The organism is Pseudomonas sp. CJQ_9, assembly GCF_043106615.1.
GTDB lineage: Bacteria > Pseudomonadota > Gammaproteobacteria > Pseudomonadales > Pseudomonadaceae > Aquipseudomonas > Aquipseudomonas juntendi.
This window is the reverse complement of record NZ_JBICMS010000091.1, coordinates 66,108-84,646: the sequence shown is the minus strand read 5'-3', so window position 1 is coordinate 84,646 and position 18,539 is coordinate 66,108. Positions and strand designations below refer to the sequence as shown.

Below are 18,539 nucleotides of genomic sequence, written 5' to 3'. Positions count from 1 at the left end.
AATGCCACCATGCAAATTGATCTTTTGCCCGATACCCCGCGCACAGGTAGCCTGCGCTCATCTTCAAACAGGAGCAGACACGTGAAACGCGGTGTGGTGTACGCCGGCATGGCCGGTGCGTTATGGGGCATGGTGCTGATGGTTCCCGAACTGTTGCCCGAGTTCAACCCGATGCTGCTGAGCAGCGTGCGCTACCTGATGGTGGGCGTGATCTCACTGTTGCTGGCCTTGCCCATGGCCCGCCAGCTGCGCCAGCTGACCGCGAGCGATGCATGGATGCTGCTGCGCCTGGCAGTGATCGGCAACCTGGTGTACTTCGTGTTCCTGGTTGCAGCGATCCAGCGCCTGGGCGTGGCCCCGGCTTCGCTGATCGTCGGCGTGCTGCCGCTGACCATCACCTTGTACGGGCGTAATGACAGTGGCGCAGTGCCTTTGGCGCGGCTGGTCGGCCCGCTGGCGCTGATCCTTGCCGGCATGCTGTGCATCAACCTGGAAACCTTCGCCTTCGCCCCCGGCGACATCGGCGACAAACTGATGGGCCTGCTTTACGCGCTGGCAGCGTTGGCCTGCTGGACCTGGTACGCCGTGCAGAACAGCCGCTACCTGAAGCAGTGCGGGCATTTTGACAGCCACCAATGGTCGGTGCTGTGTGGGGTCATGACAGGCCTGGCCAGCCTGCTGATGGTCGCCGGCCTGGCGGTGTGGCAGCCGCAGCAACTGCAGGTAGAAGCGCCGATGTCGCGCTGGTGGCTGTTCTGGGCGGCCAGCCTGGGCTGCGCGGTGCTCGGTTCGTGGTTGGCCATGGCTTTGTGGAATGCCGCGTCCAAACGCTTGCCGTTGACCTTGAGTGGGCAACTGATTGTGTTCGAGACCCTGTTCGCGCTGTTGTACGCCTTTCTCTGGCGGCAGACCGGGCCAAGCCTGCTGGAAGCGGCGGCGATCGTGCTGGTGGTGGGCGGTGTGCTGTGGTCGATGCGCCAGCACGAAACACCACGCGCGCTTGCCAAACCGGTGCATTCCTGAGAAAAGGGCGGCTTTGTTTTCAAGCGTTGGAGTATGCCTGTGAGCCAAGAACTGCAGATCATTGAACTGGTCGAGGGGGACGGCAAAGCCGCCGTCAAAGGCGCCCTGATCACTACCCAGTACACCGGCTGGCTGGCCGATGGCAGTGAGTTCGATTCGTCCTGGTCGCGCGGCAAGCCGTTCCAGTGCGTGATCGGCAGCGGCCGGGTGATCAAAGGCTGGGACCAGGGCCTGATGGGCATGCGCGTGGGCGGCAAACGCAAGCTGCTGGTACCGGCGCACCTGGGCTATGGCGAGCGCAGTGTGGGGGCGATTCCGCCGAATTCGGACCTGACCTTCGAGATCGAGTTGCTGGAAGTGCTGACGCGGGATGATTGAGCGGCTGCAGTGCAACCGCAGGTTCTTGCACCGTACACAATTGCGCAACACCCATGCCGTAACTTAGGCCTTGCCTAGGGAACGGCATCCACCTCCAGGGAGGAACCAAACGGGTTCAGGGCACTCTGACCCTCACTCGTTGCCAAGGATGGCCTTCACTACTGATAGCGTCCCGCAATTGCCGGGGCGATGTGGCGGGTAACCCGATTTTCTCTGCCACACGAGCCTGCCTTGATGAAGTTGCCAACATTCTTCCGCCGTCACCGTCACCTGCTGCTGAGCCTGGTGCTTACAGCTGTCGCCGTACCGCTGGCGCTGGAGGCTGTCGAAAGCCGCGCGCAACCGGTGGATGGCACCCAGACGCTGGTGTTCCTGCGCCATGCCGAGAAACCGGGCGAGGGCTTGGGCCAGTTAAACTGCCAGGGCCTCAACCGGGCGCTGGACCTGGCCACGCTGCTGCCCGAGCGCTTCGGCAAGGCGGACTTCGTGTTTGCCGCCAACCCTTCGCGGCATGTCGAGGAAGGCAGCATGGACGAAAGCTATAGCTATATCCGCCCGCTGATGACCATTACCCCCAGCGCCATCCGCCTCGGTCTGCCGGTGAACATCGACTACGGCGCCAACGACACCGATGAGCTGGCCGATGAGTTGCTGAGCGACAAATACCGCAACGCTACAGTGTACACCGCCTGGTCCCACGGCTACCTGCCGGAACTGATCAACACCGTGGCCGGCAAGGCCCTGGGTGAAGACCGGGTGATTACCGAGGACTGGCGTGGCGATGACTTTGACACCCTTTACGTACTGACCCTCACCTGGCATGACGGCAAGGCCACCCTGCTCAGCCGTAACGTGCGCCAGGGTTTGAATGACGGAGCGCATAGCTGCCCGACATGAGGGTTTTAGTGCTTGGCTATGGCAGTGCAGCGGTTGGCCCGGGTGATGTGTTGGCCTGTGCCGGCCTCTTCGCGGGCACGCCCGCTCCCACAGGGACCCCACAGCCTTAAGGCTTGTGGTTAGCCGGTGGGAGCGGGCGTGCCCGCGAAGAGGCCGGTACTGGCAACTAAAGGACTAGCGGCCGAACCGCATCGGCCAACCCACCACCTTCTTCACCCGCGGCGTGGCATAGGTGCGCACCTTGGAGGTACTCAACCCCATGCGCACCAGCGACTCGGCAATGGTCACCGCCGCACTCACCCCATCCACCACCGGCACCCCCGTGCGCTGGCGAATCTGCTCGTCCAGCCCGGCCATGCCGCCGCAACCCAGGCAGATCACCTCGGCCTTGTCGTCACGCACGGCGCGTTCGGCCTGCTCGACAATCGCTTCCACGGCCCGCTGCGGGTCGGCTTCCAGTTCCAGTACCGCCAGCCCGCTGGCCCGCACGGAGGCGCAGCGGTCATACAGGCCCGACAGTTTCAGGCGGTCTTCGATCAGCGGCACGGTACGGTCCAGGGTGGTCACCACCGAGTAGGCATGGCCCAGGTACATGGCCGTGCTGGCGGCGGCATCGGTAATGTCCACCACCGGCACGTTGAGCAGTTCCTGCAGACCTTCGCGGCCATGTTCGCCGTAACCGGCCTGGATCACGGCGTCGTACGGGCCATCGTAGGCCAGCACGCGGTCCATCACCGCGATGGCGGCTAGGTAGCTTTCGAAATTGCCTTCCACCGACTCGGCGCCAAACCATGGGGTAAGGCCGATGATTTCAGTGCCGGGCGCGGCGACCGCACGGGCCTGCTCGGCAATGGCGTCGGTGATGGCTTCGGTGGTGTTGACGTTGGCGATCAGAATACGCATGGGCAGTCCTCCCTGATTAATGGCAGCTGTGGTCGACGGCAATGCACTCGCCGCTGACGTCGTGGTATTGGCGGTTGCGTGGTGCGATCAGCAGGTAGATGGCGGCGGCGATGCCGGCACCGATCAGCCAGGAGAACGGTGCGATGCCATGGAAGTTCGGCACCAGGGCCAGGACAATGGCCAGCAGTGCGGCGGGTACGAAGGCGGCCACGGCGCGCAGGTTGATGCCCTTGCTGTAGTGGTAGGCGCCGGTCGGGTGTTCGGTGTACAGCTCCGGCACGTTGATGCAGCCTTTGCGCAGCAACCAGTAGTCGGACATGATCACCCCGTACAGCGGGCCTAGCAGGGCGCCCAGGCCAGAGAGGAAATACACGATCACCAGCGGGCTGTTGTACAGGTTCCACGGCAGGATCAGCACGGCGACGGTGGCGCTGATCAACCCGGCGCGGCGGAAGTTGAGGTGGCGCGGGGCGAGGTTGCTGAGCACGAACGCCGGGGCGACGAAGTTGGCCATGATGTTCACCGCCACGGTGACGATCAGGAAGGCGAGGCAGCCGAGTACCAGGAACGTTGTGCTGGGAATAGCGGCGACGATCTGCGTCGGGCTGTCGATGATCTGGCCATTGATCTGGAACTGCGCGCCGCACAGCACCACGGTGATCACCGCGAACACCAGGATGTTCACCGGCAGGCCCCAGAAGTTGCCTACGCGTATGGTCTTGCGGCACGGCGAGGAGCGGGCAAAGTCACAGAAGTTGAGCACCAGGGTGCCGTAGATCGCCAGCCACAGGGCACCGCCAGCAAAGATGTTGCGCCACATCTCATAACCGCTCAGCGGCTCGGCCACCGACCAGGCGATGCGCGCGTCGGCCCTGAAGTACATGAACACGGCCAGCGCAGCCACGGTCAGCAGGATGACCGGGCCGGCAAAGCCTTCGTAGCGGCGCACCATCTCCATGCCGTAGGCAAGGATCACCAGCTGCACCAGCCAGATCGCCACGAAACACACCCAGCCCAGGCTCGACAGCCCGAGGATGCTGTCGTGGTCGTAGCTGGCCAGTTGCGGCCACACGGCGGTGAGCAGCACACGCAGCACCACCGAGGCCAGGTAGGTCTGGATACCGAACCAGGCAATGGCGATGACCGCGCGGATCAGCGCCGGAATCTGCGCGCCGTGGATGCCGAAGGCGATGCGGCTGATGACCGGGAACGGTACCCCTGTTTTCTGCCCCATGTAGCCGGACAGGTTCATGAAGAAGTACACCAGCGCCGCGCCGATCGCCAGCGACAGCAGGATTTGCCAGCCACCCAGGCCGAGGGCGAATAAGCCCATGGCGAACGAATAGTTGGCGATATTGTGCACATCGTTTGTCCACAACGCGAAGATGCTGTAGCCACCCCAGCGGCGGCCTTCGGTGCGCGTCGGGGCGAGGTCGCGGTTATGCAGGCGTGGGCTCAGCGCCAGTTCCGGCTGGCTGCCGGCAAGTGTGGAAGCGGGGTGGGTGCTGGCGACGGATTGTTCAGGGGCAAGGTCGAGGCTGCTACTCATTCCGGCGGCTCCTGATGCACAGTGACTGCGATGAGCGGGCATGCGCACGGGCTCGCCATCTCGTCGGTGCAGCGTTGGCATCACAGGGTTCTGGGCGCGGCGGCCAACATTGGGTCGGCGTCGCGGGTTTTTGTGTATTTATGTTTTGTTTGAGTTGTATACAAAACACGAACACACAAAAGCCATTTTTGTGCCAAGGAAAAGTCAACTTTAGACGGGGAAGTTTTTGGTATTTGTCTTGTTGAAAGATAAGTTTATGAAATTATGGAGCTATAAGTTGACCAGATGAGCAGGTTTAATTTTCAAGACCGCAACTTAGTTGATCGAATGGTCAAAATTTGTTGTGAGGCGGGTGTAACGTATTGGGGCGTTACCTTGAAAAAGTGCACACAAAAATGGCACTTAAGGTGACATTCCTGTGTACAAAAAACAGTCAACTTTTTCTGCGCCGGCCCTTTCGCGGGCACGCCCGCTCCCACAATGAGTTCCAGCAATCTCGAAACCTTTGGGAGCAGGCATGCCCGCGAGAGGGCCGCGCAGGAAAAAATCAATCCATCGGCGGCAACCGCCGCTTCACCGGGCTCTTCTTGATGATTGCGGTGTTGGTCTCGGCCAGCACATTGATGCGGTCGAGCAGGGTGTCCAGTTGCTCCATCGAGCGCACATGCAGCCGGGCGATGAAGCAATCCTCGCCAGTAACCTTGTCGCACTCGGTGAACTCGGGGATGGCAATGATTTGCCGCTCCACTTCCTGTAACTGCCCCGGCAGCGGGCGAATGCGCACGATGGCCTGCAACTGGTAACCAAAGGCGCGCGGGTCGACCTCCACGGTGTAACCGCGCAGCACGCCGCGTGCCTCCAGCCGGCGCAGGCGCTCGCTGACGCTGGGCGCGGACAGCCCGCTGACCTGCGCCAATGCCTTGAGCGAGCGGCGCGAGTCCTCCATCAGTGCATTGATCAGTAATTGGTCGATGGCATCGGTCATGTTTTTCTCGTCAGGTAATTCTGGTGATTTGCCTTGATAGTAAAGGCAAGACCGCAAACCGGCCTTCGTTATCCGCTGGATGGCCCACCGCTAACCTTTGCATACTGTTGCCATCGTCAACGGGAGGTATGAGATGGACAGTTCATTGCGCCGTGGCTCGCTGGAAATGGTCGCTGCCATGCTGATTTCCGGGACCATCGGCTGGTTCGTGCTGGTGTCTGGCCAGCCGGTGCTTGAGGTGGTGTTCTGGCGCTGCGTGTTCGGCGCCGTGACCCTGTTGGTGATCTGCGCCGCGTTCGGCTTTTTGCGGCCGGGGGTGATCAGCCGCACGGCGGTCCTGTTGGCGATTGCCAGTGGTGTGGCCATTGTCGGCAACTGGGTGCTGTTGTTTGCTTCGTATTCACGGGCGTCGATCGCCATCGGCACGGCGGTGTACAACGTGCAGCCGTTCATGCTGGTGGGGCTGGCGGCGCTGTTTCTGGGCGAGAAGATCACGTTGGCCAAGGTCACCTGGCTGAGTGTGGCGTTTCTCGGCATGCTGGCCATCGTCAGTGCACATGGTGCAGGGCAGGGGACTGGTGAAGACTATCTGCTCGGCATTGCGCTGGCACTGGGCGCGGCGTTCTTGTATGCGATTGCTGCATTGATCATCAAGCGGCTGAAAGGCACACCCCCGCATTTGATAGCGCTGATCCAGGTCATGACCGGGGTGCTACTACTGGCGCCGTGGGTCAAGCTTGGTGGATTGCCGGGTGAGGTGCCAGCATTGGCCAGCCTGGTGACCCTGGGCATTGTCCATACCGGTGTGATGTACGTGCTGCTGTACAGCGCCATCCAGCGCTTGCCCACAGCCTTCACCGGTGCGTTGTCATTCATCTACCCGGTTGCGGCGATTCTGGTGGATTGGGTGGCGTTCGGACACCGGTTGGCCCCGCTGCAGTGGCTGGGAGTAGGGTTGATCCTGCTGGCTGCGGCGGGTATGCAGCAGGGGTGGTGGTTCCGACCTACGCGATTTGCAGTCAAGCATTGAGCTGACCTTGCTGGCCTCTTCGCGGGTTTACCCGCGAAGAGGCCAGCAAGGTAGAATGCCGCTCTTTGCCAGCTTGCGACCCACCATGACTTCGCCAATCCACACCCTCGAGCAACACCTGCTCGCCGCCCTCGACCCTGCCCCGCAGGAAACCCGCCGCCTGTTCCACGGCCGTGGCCGCTGCTGGGCGGGCCTGGAGCAAGTCACCGTCGACTGGCTGCAAGGTGTGTTATCGGTCGCATTGTTCCGCGAGATGCCTGAAGGCCAACTGGCCGAGCTGGAGGCCATGCTGCGTGCCGTTGCCGAGCGCCCGCAATGGTCCGGCCAGGCCATCCTCGTACAGCACCGCTACCTGCCCGACAGCCCCGGCCAGTGGCTGATGGGCGAGCCGTGCCAGCAGCGCGAGGTGATAGAGGACGGCCTTACCTACCTGTTGGACCTGGGCGTGCGACAGAACAACGGCCTGTTCCTTGACATGCGCTACGGCCGGCGCTGGGTGCGTGAGCAGGCGGCGGGCAAGCGCGTGCTGAACCTGTTCGCCTACACCTGTGGCTTTTCGGTGGCAGCAATTGCCGGCGGTGCCGAGCAGGTGGTGAACCTCGACATGGCCAAGTCGGCGTTGTCGCGGGGCCGGGACAACCATCGCTTGAATGACCACGATGCGTCGCGGGTGGCGTATCTGGGGCATGAGTTGTTCAAGTCATGGGGCAAGGTGCGCAAGTACGGGCCTTACGACCTGATCATCATCGACCCGCCTACCTTCCAGCGTGGCAGCTTTGTGTTGACCCAGGATTACGCGAAGATCCTGCGGCGACTGCCGGAGTTGCTGAATGCGGGGGGAACGGTCCTGGCGTGTGTCAACGACCCGGGTATCGGGCCGGAATTCCTGATCGATGGGATGGCCGAGCAGGCGCCTTCTTTGGCGTTTGTCGAGCGGCTGGAGAACCCACCGGAATTTCCCGATGTGGACCCGGCGGGGGGGCTGAAGGCGTTGGTGTTCCGCCAGGCTTGATGTCGCCTGGTCCGGCCCCCTCGCGGGCAAGCCCGCTCCCACAGGATTATCGTAGGCCTGGGTTTTGCACGATTCTGTGGGAGCGGGCTTGCCCGCGAAGGGGCCGGGCCTGCCTAAATCAATTACTGACCGGTATAGATCTGGTCAAATACCCCACCATCATTGAAGTGGGTCTTCTGCACGGTGCGCCAGTCACCAAAGGTTTTCTCCACCGACAGGAAGTCCACCTTCGGGAACCGGTCGGTGTACTTCGCCAGCACCGTCGCATCGCGTGGACGCAGGTAGTTCTGTGCGGCAATTTCCTGGGCCGCTGGCGACCACAGGTACTTCAGGTATTCCTCGGCCACGGCCTGGGTGCCTTTCCTGGCCACCACCTTGTCGACCACGCTAACCGGAGGTTCGGCTTCGGCCGACACGCTCGGGTAAACCACTTCGAACTGGTCGCGGCCGAACTCGCGGGCGATCATTTCGGCTTCGTTCTCGAAGGTTACCAGCACATCACCAATCTGGTTGGTCATGAAGGTGGTGGTGGCAGCACGGCCACCGGTATCCAGCACCGGGGCCTGTTTGAACAGCTTGCCGACGAAGTCACGGGCCTTGGCCTCGTCACCGCCCTGCTTGAGTACATAACCCCATGCCGACAGGTAGGTGTAACGGCCGTTACCCGAAGTCTTCGGGTTGGGCACGATCACCTGCACACCGTCCTTGAGCAGGTCGGGCCAATCTTTCAGGGCTTTCGGGTTGCCCTTGCGCACGATGAACACGGTGGCCGAGGTGAACGGCGCGCTGTTGTTCGGCAGGCGGCTCACCCAGTTGTCCGGCACCAGCTTGCCGTTGTCGGCCAGGGCGTTGATGTCGGTGGCCATGTTCATGGTAATGACGTCGGCCGGCAGCCCGTCGATCACTGCCCGTGCCTGCTTGCTCGAGCCGCCGAAGGACATTTGCACGTTGACCTTCTCTTTGTGCTCGGCTTCCCAGTGTTTCTGGAAGGCCGGGTTGTAGTCCTTGTAGAAGTCGCGCATCACGTCGTAGGAAACGTTGAGCAGGGTCGGGGCGGCCTGGGCGATGTTGCCCAAGGCCAGGCCTGCGGCGAGCAGCGAGGCGGTGAAGAGTCTTTTCACGTTGCTTCCTTGTACTTGGCGGTAATCGAGGCAGATTGCCAGCGACTATAGCGGTTGGATTTGTGCGGGTTAAAGAACAAAAAATGCTTTGGTTATGCTTCTGCTTCTGCCTGTGCCGGCCTCTTCGCGGGTAAACCCGCTCCTACGGGACCGCGCACGGCCCGGGCCTGTTGTAGGAGCGGGTTCACCCGCGAAGAGGCCGGCGCAGGCGCTGTCACGCTTTGGGGAATAACCCATTCCCGCACCGCGAGCAGAACGCCGCGCTTTGTTCATGGGTCTTTTTCTTGCAGACCGGGCAATCATGCTGCAGCTGCTCACCCCGCATGGCGTTGGCCAGCTCTGCAGTAAAGATCCCGGTAGGCACGGCAATGATCGAATAACCGATGATCATCACCATCGACGAAATCACCTGACCCAAGGGCGTCTTCGGCACGATGTCGCCAAAGCCCACGGTGGTCAGGGTGACGATCGCCCAGTAGATGCCCTTGGGAATGCTGGTGAAACCGTGCTCCGGCCCTTCGATCACATACATCAGCGTGCCGAACACCGTGACCAAGGTCGATACCGTGACCAGAAACACGATGATCTTCTGCTTGCTACCGCGCAGCGCGTCGATCAGGTAATGGGCCTGCTTGAGGTACGGGCTGAGCTTGAGCACGCGGAAGATCCGCAGCATGCGGATGACGCGGACGATCAGCAGGTATTGGGCGTCGCTGTAATAAAGCGCGATGATCCCCGGCACGATCGCCAGTAAATCGACCAGCCCATAGAAACTGAAGGCATAGCGCAGCGGCTTGGGCGAGCAGTACAGGCGGGTGAGGTACTCGGCCAGGAAGATCGCGGTAAAGCCCCATTCGATACCGGCCAGCAGGCCGGCGTAGCCCTGGTGCACTTCGTCGATGCTGTCGAGGATCACCGTGACCAGGCTGGCGAGGATGATCAGTAGGAGGATCTTGTCGAAGCGCCTTCCAGCCACGGTGTCGGTCTGGAAGACCATGATGTAGAGGCGTTCCCTTAGGGATTGCGATACAGGCATGTTTATTGGCTCGTAGTACTGAAGTGGGAAGCCTAGAAGGATTGATTGCCCATCTGCAATTGGTTACCTGCGAATGCAACTGATATTTCTGTCAGTTTCCCGACCTTGTGCTTTGGGGAGAGCATGGGGGGGCAGAGGTGGCAACTGGAGCGGTCATGATCTCTTTGAAAATAAAACCCAATCAGGCTAACGCCTATTCGCCATTTGGCTACCTGGCAGGTTCGTCACCTTTGAACATATTGGCTTACGCAGGCCAAGTGTTCGATCAATATCTTTCAGGCTATCTGCTGGGACAGGGTTATCGGTGTTACGCGCCATCGCTGATGCGCTTCACGAGTCCCGACAGCATCAGTCCATTTGGTGAGGGGGGTATCAATGCGTATTCCTACTGCACTGGTGACCCTGTGAACAAAGTCGACCCATCAGGGCAGATGGGACAGAGGACGGGCTTGACGGGACATCTTTCGCGGTTCGGCTTGACTAAGAGGGATTTGAAAGCCCATTTGAAGCCGCTTGCCAAAGCAGAATACAAAGGCAAGTCTTTGCAGGTTATCAAGGTTCACAGTGAAACTTTTACAACTTTCGAATTCACCGGTAACTCACCGAGAATCGATGCACAGGTCGTGGCTCAGTCGCCACTTGCCGAGCTATCGGGTGCTTACTTCAAAAAGGACGATACTCATATCCCTGCAACGTCCAGAGCCAGGGGGGGGCACTTACTGTTAAAAGGTTTCGAGAGGGTCGAGATTGTGCCACCCACCCATGCTTTCATCAACCCAGCCAGGCGGGGGGCAGTTTCAACTGCAGGAGAGAGGGCAGTGCCAAATGATTATGTCGAAGACATACGGCGTTGATACTGCTCTGCAATGTGCGCACATGTGTGCATCAGCCAGCATGCGGCGACAAAAGGCGCGGTCAGGCCGGCTACAGGCAGCAGCATGAACAGCGGTTGCAGCAGCAAGGCCAGAGCGATGGCCAGCAACGTCACCCAGGGTTTTTCGCCTTGCCTGCTGAAGGCCAGCGCCGCCAGCGCGGCGTTGAAGCCAGCCAGGCCCATCCACGCTGCTTGCGCCTGGTCTGTGAGCAGCGCCATGCCGCCCCCGATGGCCGAGCCAATTACCGCCCACATCGCCGCATAGGGTAGGGCGATGAACATGCCGACGATGATCAGCAACCCGGCCAACGGCTGGTCGAGCAGGAAGATCTGCCCTATGCCGCGGGCCAGGGCGTACACCGGTTCGGCTTCGACGAAACCGGTCATCGAGGGTTCGGCGAGCAACAGCGTGCCCCAGCCCAACAGCACGAACGGCGCGGTATAGGCAACCAGCAGCTTGCCGCCGCGCTTGCGCCATTGGTGGGTGATGATGCTCGAAAGGCCGCCAGCGGCAATGATCAAGGGCGGCAGGATGGCCGACCAGGGCAGCACGGCGCTGATCAGGATGCCGATCAGTACGCCGTTGTAGCAATACAGCCCGGCCTGGCGGTCGGCACGGTCGTAGCCGCGGCGCTGGGCAGTGAGCAGGCCGGCGAGGGCGCCGAGCAGGGCGCCGCCGACCAGGTCTGGCGCAGTCAGCAGGATGGCCAGCAGGCAGCACAGGCCGCACAGGGGGTTGCGCAGCAGCAGCACCTGGCTGAAGCCGTTGAGTAACGCCGTGGCCCAGTCAGGGCACGGGTTGGCGAAATGTTTGCTGTACATGGGGCAGTCAGTGAGGTTGATGGAGCGGTGGGCCTCTTTGGGCCTCGTTTTTCCGCGATTCTTTGCTTCACCACCGACGCTGTGGGAGCGGGCGTGCCCGCGAAAGGGCCAGCAGGGTCAACGAAGTTGCCTGGACTGACGCATTCGCGGGCACGCCCGCTCCCACAGGGGCTATGCAGTGGCTTAGATCAGTGTTTCGATCCGCAGCGTGTTGGTCGACCCAGGTTTGCCGAACGGCACCCCGGCAGTGATCAGCAGTGTGTCGCCCCGGCTGGCCATGCCTTGTGCCTGGGCAATTTCCAGGGCCGTGGAGACCACCTCATCCACCTGGCGCAGGCGGTCGTTGACCACCGAGTGCACACCCCAGGCCACGCTCAGGCGCCGCGCGGTGTTCAGGTTGGGCGTAAGGTTGAGGATCGGTGCCCGTGGCCGTTCACGCGAAGCGCGCAGGGTGGAGGCGCCCGACTCGCTGTAGTTGACCAGCACCGCCACCGGGAGGATGCCGCTGATACGGCGGATCGCGCAGCTGATGGCGTCCGATACGGTGGCTTCGGCCTTGGGCCGGCCGACGTCGAGCTGCGCCTGGTAGTCCGGGCCGTTCTCGACCTGGCGGATGATCTTGCTCATCATCTGCACAGCCTCCAGCGGGTAATCCCCCGAGGCGGTTTCGGCCGACAGCATCACCGCGTCGGCACCCTCGGCCACGGCGTTGGCCACGTCGGTGACTTCGGCACGGGTCGGTGCCGGCGAGAAACGCATCGATTCGAGCATCTGCGTGGCCACCACCACTGGCTTGCCCAGCTGGCGGCAGGTGCCAATGATGCGCTTCTGGATCTGCGGCACGCTTTCGGCCGGCACTTCCACGCCCAGGTCCCCGCGGGCCACCATGATGGCGTCGGCCAGTTCGGCGATGGCTTGCAGGTGCTCGACTGCCGACGGTTTTTCGATTTTGGCCATCAGGTAGGCGCGGCCGCCAATCAGCTGGCGCGCTTCAACGATGTCCTCAGGGCGCTGCACGAACGACAGGGCGACCCAGTCCACGCCCAGCTCCAGGCCAAAGGCCAGGTCGCGGCGGTCTTTTTCGGTGAGCGGCGAGAGGTCGAGCACCGCTTGCGGTACGTTGACGCCCTTGCGGTCCGACAGCTCGCCACCGTTCAGCACTTCGGTGTCGATCGCGTCGCTGTGCTTGGCGGTTACCCGCAGGCGCAGCTTGCCGTCGTCCAGCAGCAGGTCCATGCCTGGCTCCAGGGCGGCGATGATCTCGGGGTGCGGCAGGTTGACCCGGCGGTTATCGCCCGGGGTGGTGTCCAGGTCCAGGCGCAGGGCCTGGCCGCGTTGCAGCTGGACCTTGCCTTCGGCAAAGCGGCCGACCCGTAGCTTGGGCCCTTGCAGGTCCATGAGAATACCCAGGGGGTAGTTCAACTGCTGCTCGACTTCGCGGATCCACTGGTAACGCAGGGCGTGGTCGGCGTGTTCGCCGTGGCTGAAATTGAGGCGGAAGATGTTCACCCCCGCTTCGACCAGTTGGCGGATGTCGTCGATGCCTTCGATCGCCGGGCCGAGGGTGGCGAGGATCTTCACTTTTTTATCAGGCGTCATGATTGGGCAGTCTCGAGGATCAGGATGGCGCGGAAGTCGTTGACGTTGGTGCGAGTCGGCTCGGTGACGATCAACGCGTCCAGCGCGGCGAAGTAGCCATAGCCGTTGTTGTTGTCCAGCTCATCGCTGGCCGACAGGCCCAGGGCTTCGGCGCTGGCGTAACTGGCCGGGGTCATGAAGGCGCCGGCGTTTTCTTCCGAGCCGTCGATACCGTCGGTGTCACCGGCCAAGGCGTACACGCCCGGCAGCCCTTTCAGGCTTTCGGTGAGGCTGAGCAGGAACTCGGCATTGCGCCCGCCACGACCATTGCCGCGCACGGTCACGGTGGTTTCGCCACCGGACAGGATCACGCAGGGCGCCTTCAGCGGCTGGCCGTGCAGCACGATCTGCCGGGCGATGCCGGCATGCACCTTGGCCACTTCCCGCGATTCGCCTTCCAGGTCGCCGAGGATCAGCGGGCTGAAGCCTGCCTGGCGCGCTTTGACTGCGGCGGCTTCCAGCGACTGCTGGGGCTTGGCAATCAGCTGGAAGTGGCTGCGAGCCAGGGTCGGGTCGTCGGCCTTGACGGTTTCCGAGGCCGGGTTGTTGAGCCAGTCGATCACCGCTTTTGGCGCTTCGATGTTGTAGCGCTTGAGAATGGCCAGGGCATCGGCCGAGGTGCTCGGGTCGGCCACGGTGGGGCCGGAAGCGATCACCGTGGCGAGGTCGCCGGGTACATCGGAGATGGCATAGGTGTAGACCGTGGCCGGCCAGCAGGCCTTGGCCAGGCGGCCGCCCTTGATCGCCGACAGGTGCTTGCGCACGCAGTTCATCTCGCCGATGGTGGCGCCGGATTTCAGCAGTGCCTTGTTGATCTGCTGCTTGTCGGCCAGGGTCAGGCCCTCGGCGGGCAGGGCCAGCAGGGCAGAGCCACCGCCGGAGAGCAGGAATATGACGCGGTCTTCTTCATTGAGGTTGCTGACCAGTTCCAGCACGCGCTTGGCCACGGCCAGGCCGGCGGCATCCGGTACCGGGTGGGCGGCTTCGACCACCTCGATTTTCTGGCAGTTGGCGCCGTGGCCGTAACGGGTGACGACCAGGCCGGAGACTTCGCCCTGCCAGCTTTTCTCGACCACTTCGGCCATGGCGGCTGCGGCCTTGCCGGCGCCGATGACGATGACCCGGCCGCTACGGTCGGCGGGCAGGTAGGGTTCGAGAACTTGACGGGGGTGGGCGGCGGCGATGGCTGTGTCGAACAGGTCGCGGAGAATTTTTTGCGGATCGACCGACATGGCAGGCTCCCAATTATTGTTGTTCTGCACAATCAAAAACGCCCCTGGAATCGCCTCCGTGCAGGCTGAACCAGGGGCGGTCTCCACAGCTGCGAGCTGCGAGCTGCAAGCTGCAAGCTACAAGCTACAAGCTACAAGCAAAAGCAGATCTGCTCTCGCTTGTCGCTTGTCGCTTGTCGCTTGTCGCTTGCCACTTGAGGCTCACAGCTTGAAGCTTATCTCTCGTCGCGGATCGAGAAGTTGGCCATGTGTTCCAGGCCTTTGATCAGCGCCGAGTGGTCCCAGTTGCCGCCACCCAGGGCCTGGCAGGTGTTGAACACTTGCTGGGCATTGGAGGTGTTGGGCAGGTTGATGCCCAGCTCCTTGGCGCCTTGCAGGGCCAGGTTCAGGTCTTTCTGGTGCAGGTTGATGCGGAAGCCCGGGTCGAAGGTGCCCTTGATCATGCGCTCGGCATGCACCTCGAGGATTTTCGACGAGGCAAAGCCACCCATCAGTGCTTCGCGCACCTTGGCCGGGTCGGCGCCGTTCTTGGCGGCGAACAGCAGCGCTTCGCTGACAGCCTGGATATTCAGGGCGACGATGATCTGGTTGGCCACCTTGGCGGTCTGGCCGTCACCGTTGCCACCCACACGGGTGATGTTCTTGCCCATGGCCTGGAACAGTGGCAGGGCGCGCTCGAAAGCGTTCGGGCAGCCGCCAACCATGATGCTCAGGGTCGCGGCCTTGGCACCTACTTCGCCACCAGACACCGGGGCGTCCAGGTAGGCGGCGCCGGTGGCCTTGATTTTTTCGGCAAAGGCTTTGGTGGCAGTAGGGGAGATCGAGCTCATGTCGATCACCACCTTGTTCGGACCCACGCCTTCGGCCACGCCGTTGTCACCGAACAGCACGCTTTCCACTTGTGGGGTGTCCGGCACCATGACGATGATGAACTCGGCTTCCTGGGCCACTTCTTTCGGGTTGGCCAGGGCCACTGCACCGGCGGCGATCAGGTCGGCTGGCGCGGCGTCGTGGTGGGTGGAAACGAAAATGCTGTGCCCTGCTTTTTGCAGGTTCTGGGCCATGGGCTTGCCCATGATGCCGGTGCCGATGAAACCGATTTTAGCCATGAGAATATGCCTCTTTGTATTTGTGATGTCTCAAGCTGTGGGTGCGGGCATGCCCGCGAAACAGGCGACTCGGTGGATGGCACCGGCTATGCCGGTGTTCGCGGGCATGCCCGCTCCCACAGGGTTTCGTGTTTCACAGGGGGCTAGCGTTCAGCCGTTCAGATTGCGTTATGGGTTTTCAGCCAGCCCAGGCCTGCTTCGGTGGTGGTCAGCGGCTTGTATTCCGCGCCCACCCAGCCCTGGTAGCCGATGCGGTCCAGGTGTTCGAACAGGAAGCGGTAGTTGATCTCGCCGGTGCCTGGCTCGTTGCGGCCGGGGTTGTCGGCCAACTGGATGTGGTTGATCAACTTCAGGTTGGCTTCCATGGTCCGGGCCAGGTCACCTTCCATGATCTGCATGTGGTAGATGTCGTACTGCAGGAACAGGTTGTCGCTGCCCACCTCGGCCTGGATTTCCAGGGCCTGCTGGGTGGTATTGAGGTAGAAACCAGGGATGTCGCGGGTGTTGATCATTTCCATGACCAGGCGGATGCCGGCGGCCTGGAGTTTGTCGGCGGCATACTTGAGGTTGTCGACGAAGGTCTTGCGCACGTCGGCACACTGCAGGCCTTGTGGGCGAATGCCGGCCAGGGCGTTGACCTGGGTATTGCCCAGCACCTTGGCGTATTCGATGGCCTTGTCGACCCCCGCGCGGAATTCTTCGACGCGGTCGGGGTGGCAGGTGATCCCGCGCTCGCCTTTGGCCCAGTCACCGGCCGGCAGGTTGAACAGCACCTGAGTCAGGCCGTTGGCGTCCAGCTGCTGCTTGATTTCAGCCGCGCTGTAGTCGTACGGGAAGAGGTATTCGACGCCGCTGAAGCCAGCATCGGCGGCAGCCTTGAAGCGGGCCAGGAAGTCCTGTTCGGTGAACAGCATGGACAGGTTGGCAGCGAAGCGAGGCATAGTTGTCTCCTTGCGGTGAAGGCCCCCAGGGCATGCCTGGGGGCGTCAGGCGATCAGTCCAGCATCGAGATGGCGGTTGGCGCGTCGTTGCCGACCAGCGCCAGGTCTTCGAACTCGTTGACCGCGTTGATCTCGGTGCCCATGGAAATGTTGGTGACGCGCTCGAGAATGACCTCGACCACTACCGGTACGCGGAACTCTTCGGCCATCTTCTGCGCCTTGAGCAGGGCAGGGGCGATCTCGGCCGGTTCGAACACGCGCAGGGCCTTGCAGCCCAGGCCTTCGACCACGGCCACGTGGTCAACGCCGTAGGTGGCAGCGTCTGTCGAGTTGATGTTCTCGAACGCCAGTTGTACACAGTAATCCATGTCGAAGCCACGCTGCGCCTGGCGGATCAGGCCCAGGTAGGCGTTGTTCACCAGCACATGAACGTACGGCAGGTTGAATTGTGCGCCCACCGCCAGCTCTTCGATCATGAACTGGAAGTCGTAGTCACCCGACAGCGCCACGACCTTGCGCTGCGGATCGGCCTTTACCACACCCAGTGCCGCAGGGATGGTCCAGCCCAGCGGGCCGGCCTGGCCGCAGTTGATCCAGTGGCGTGGCTTGTACACGTGCAGGAACTGCGCGCCCGCAATCTGCGACAGGCCAATGGTGCTGACGTAGCAGGTGTCCTTGCCGAACACCTGGTTCATTTCTTCGTACACACGCTGCGGCTTGACCGGCACATTGTCGAAGTGGGTCTTGCGCTGCAGGCTGGCCTTGCGCTGCTGGCAGTCTTCCAGCCAGGCCTTGCGGCATTTCAGCTTGCCAGCGGCTTGCCACTCGCGGGCGACTTCCAGGAGTACGTCCAGCGCCTTGCCAGCGTCGGAAACGATCCCCAGGTCCGGCGTGAACACGCGGCCGATCTGGGTTGGCTCGATGTCCACGTGGACGAATTTGCGGCCCTCGGTGTAGACGTCCACGGAGCCGGTGTGGCGGTTGGCCCAGCGGTTACCGATACCGAACACCAGGTCCGATTTGAGCAGGGTGGCGTTGCCGTAGCGGTGCGACGTCTGCAGGCCGACCATGCCGACCATCTGCGCGTGGTCGTCCGGGATGGTGCCCCAGCCCATCAGGGTCGGGATTACCGGTACGCCGGTCAGTTCAGCGAACGCCACCAGCTTGTCGCTGGCGTCGGCGTTGATGATGCCGCCGCCGGCGACCAGCAGCGGGCGCTCGGCGTCATTGAGCATGGCCAGGGCTTTTTCGGCCTGCACGCGGGTGGCGGCAGGTTTGTTGATAGCCAGCGGCTCGTAGGCGTCGATGTCGAATTCGATTTCGGCCATCTGCACGTCGAACGGCAGGTCGATCAGCACCGGGCCTGGGCGGCCGGTGCGCATTTCATAGAAGGCTTTCTGGAAAGCGTAAGGCACCTGGCCTGGCTCCAGTACCGTGGTCGCCCACTTGGTCACCGGCTTGACGATGCTGGTGATATCGACAGCCTGGAAGTCTTCCTTGTGCAGGCGCGCACGCGGGGCCTGGCCGGTGATGCAGAGAATAGGAATGGAGTCGGCCGAGGCACTGTACAAGCCGGTGACCATGTCGGTGCCGGCAGGGCCGGAGGTGCCGATGCACACACCGATGTTGCCCGGGTTGGCGCGGGTGTAGCCCTCGGCCATGTGCGAGGCACCTTCGACGTGGCGAGCGAGGACGTGATCGATGCCACCGACTTTCTTCAGGGCCGAGTACAGCGGATTGATGGCAGCCCCCGGGATGCCGAACGCGGTATCTACACCTTCACGGCGCATGACCAGAACGGCTGCATCGATTGCTCTCATTTTGCTCATGGTTTGTGCCTCATTGATTTTGTAATTGTATACAACTTGCTTTGCGATAGAGTGTATTCACGCCTAGCGCTGTAGGTCAATGGGTTTTCATCGGTTGACTTGGCTTTCCTCAGAGCGCCCATGAAAACGGGAGTTTGCGTGATCGCATACGATCGTTTCA

The 18,539-nt window shown here is 62.2% G+C and carries 17 protein-coding genes; 6 read left to right on the top strand and 11 right to left on the bottom strand.

The window, feature by feature from the left end; translation table 11 throughout:
* Positions 1-81: 81 nt before the first annotated feature.
* The 3 genes from ACF8SD_RS18800 (at position 82) to ACF8SD_RS18790 (ending at position 2,298) form a co-directional block, all read left to right on the top strand.
* Complete coding sequence (locus ACF8SD_RS18800; RefSeq protein WP_392484953.1) at positions 82-1,023, top strand: DMT family transporter; 942 nt, start codon at positions 82-84, stop codon at positions 1,021-1,023.
* Positions 1,024-1,062: 39 nt separating this feature from the next.
* Positions 1,063-1,401 (top strand): FKBP-type peptidyl-prolyl cis-trans isomerase, encoded by a 339-nt coding sequence (locus tag ACF8SD_RS18795; protein WP_173888103.1) that lies wholly within the window; start codon positions 1,063-1,065, stop codon positions 1,399-1,401.
* Between the two features lie 234 nt (positions 1,402-1,635).
* The gene (locus ACF8SD_RS18790; protein WP_392484952.1) at positions 1,636-2,298 is read left to right on the top strand and encodes a histidine phosphatase family protein; all 663 of its coding nucleotides are present in this window, start codon (positions 1,636-1,638) and stop codon (positions 2,296-2,298) included.
* A 174-nt stretch (positions 2,299-2,472) separates the two neighbouring features.
* Here ACF8SD_RS18790 and ACF8SD_RS18785 read toward each other — a convergent pair whose 3' ends face one another.
* The 3 genes from ACF8SD_RS18785 to ACF8SD_RS18775 all read right to left on the bottom strand — a co-directional run bounded on the left by ACF8SD_RS18785 (position 2,473) and on the right by ACF8SD_RS18775 (position 5,735).
* Positions 2,473-3,201 (bottom strand): aspartate/glutamate racemase family protein, encoded by a 729-nt coding sequence (locus ACF8SD_RS18785; RefSeq protein ID WP_173888107.1) that lies wholly within the window; start codon positions 3,199-3,201, stop codon positions 2,473-2,475.
* A 16-nt stretch (positions 3,202-3,217) separates the two neighbouring features.
* Complete coding sequence (locus ACF8SD_RS18780) at positions 3,218-4,750, bottom strand: NCS1 family nucleobase:cation symporter-1 (protein WP_392484951.1); 1,533 nt, start codon at positions 4,748-4,750, stop codon at positions 3,218-3,220.
* Positions 4,751-5,297: 547 nt separating this feature from the next.
* Positions 5,298-5,735, bottom strand: coding sequence for an Lrp/AsnC family transcriptional regulator (locus tag ACF8SD_RS18775; protein ID WP_392484950.1), 438 nt, complete (start codon positions 5,733-5,735; stop codon positions 5,298-5,300).
* A gap of 133 nt (positions 5,736-5,868) precedes the next feature.
* Here ACF8SD_RS18775 and ACF8SD_RS18770 point away from each other — a divergent pair, with 133 nt between their 5' ends.
* Together ACF8SD_RS18770 and ACF8SD_RS18765 are read left to right on the top strand one after the other, a co-directional pair.
* Positions 5,869-6,765 (top strand): DMT family transporter, encoded by an 897-nt coding sequence (locus tag ACF8SD_RS18770; protein ID WP_173888111.1) that lies wholly within the window; start codon positions 5,869-5,871, stop codon positions 6,763-6,765.
* 85 nt (positions 6,766-6,850) lie between these two features.
* A complete protein-coding gene (locus tag ACF8SD_RS18765) occupies positions 6,851-7,777 on the top strand; it encodes a class I SAM-dependent methyltransferase (RefSeq protein ID WP_392484949.1) in 927 nt (308 codons plus the stop codon).
* A gap of 122 nt (positions 7,778-7,899) precedes the next feature.
* Here the strand turns inward: ACF8SD_RS18765 and ACF8SD_RS18760 are convergent, their stop codons facing one another.
* Both ACF8SD_RS18760 and ACF8SD_RS18755 read right to left on the bottom strand, forming a co-directional pair.
* The gene (locus tag ACF8SD_RS18760; RefSeq protein WP_173888115.1) at positions 7,900-8,898 is read right to left on the bottom strand and encodes a sulfate ABC transporter substrate-binding protein; all 999 of its coding nucleotides are present in this window, start codon (positions 8,896-8,898) and stop codon (positions 7,900-7,902) included.
* 214 nt (positions 8,899-9,112) lie between these two features.
* Positions 9,113-9,934, bottom strand: a complete 822-nt coding sequence (locus ACF8SD_RS18755; protein ID WP_274411914.1) for an ion transporter — start codon at positions 9,932-9,934, stop codon at positions 9,113-9,115.
* A 155-nt stretch (positions 9,935-10,089) separates the two neighbouring features.
* Between ACF8SD_RS18755 and ACF8SD_RS18750 the strand changes: the two genes are divergently transcribed.
* Complete coding sequence (locus ACF8SD_RS18750) at positions 10,090-10,788, top strand: RHS repeat-associated core domain-containing protein (RefSeq protein ID WP_392484948.1); 699 nt, start codon at positions 10,090-10,092, stop codon at positions 10,786-10,788.
* Here the strand turns inward: ACF8SD_RS18750 and ACF8SD_RS18745 are convergent.
* From ACF8SD_RS18745 to gcl, 6 genes are all read right to left on the bottom strand, one after another.
* On the bottom strand, positions 10,764-11,630 hold the full coding sequence (locus ACF8SD_RS18745) for an urea transporter (protein WP_392484947.1): 867 nt from the start codon (positions 11,628-11,630) through the stop codon (positions 10,764-10,766). The genes ACF8SD_RS18750 and ACF8SD_RS18745 overlap by 25 nt on opposite strands.
* A 183-nt stretch (positions 11,631-11,813) precedes the next feature.
* Positions 11,814-13,229: a pyruvate kinase gene (gene pyk / locus ACF8SD_RS18740; RefSeq protein WP_392484946.1), complete on the bottom strand. Its 1,416-nt coding sequence runs from the start codon at positions 13,227-13,229 to the stop codon at positions 11,814-11,816.
* Positions 13,226-14,500, bottom strand: coding sequence for a glycerate kinase (locus tag ACF8SD_RS18735; RefSeq protein ID WP_392484945.1), 1,275 nt, complete (start codon positions 14,498-14,500; stop codon positions 13,226-13,228). Before ACF8SD_RS18735 ends, pyk begins: the two co-directional genes overlap by 4 nt.
* Before the next feature lie 215 nt (positions 14,501-14,715).
* Positions 14,716-15,609, bottom strand: a complete 894-nt coding sequence (locus ACF8SD_RS18730) for a 2-hydroxy-3-oxopropionate reductase (RefSeq protein WP_392484944.1) — start codon at positions 15,607-15,609, stop codon at positions 14,716-14,718.
* Between the two features lie 158 nt (positions 15,610-15,767).
* A complete protein-coding gene (hyi, locus tag ACF8SD_RS18725; protein ID WP_173888127.1) occupies positions 15,768-16,550 on the bottom strand; it encodes a hydroxypyruvate isomerase in 783 nt (260 codons plus the stop codon).
* 53 nt (positions 16,551-16,603) lie between these two features.
* Entirely contained in the window at positions 16,604-18,379 is a 1,776-nt protein-coding gene (gcl, locus tag ACF8SD_RS18720) for a glyoxylate carboligase (RefSeq protein WP_173888129.1), read from the bottom strand.
* Positions 18,380-18,539 lie beyond the last annotated feature (160 nt).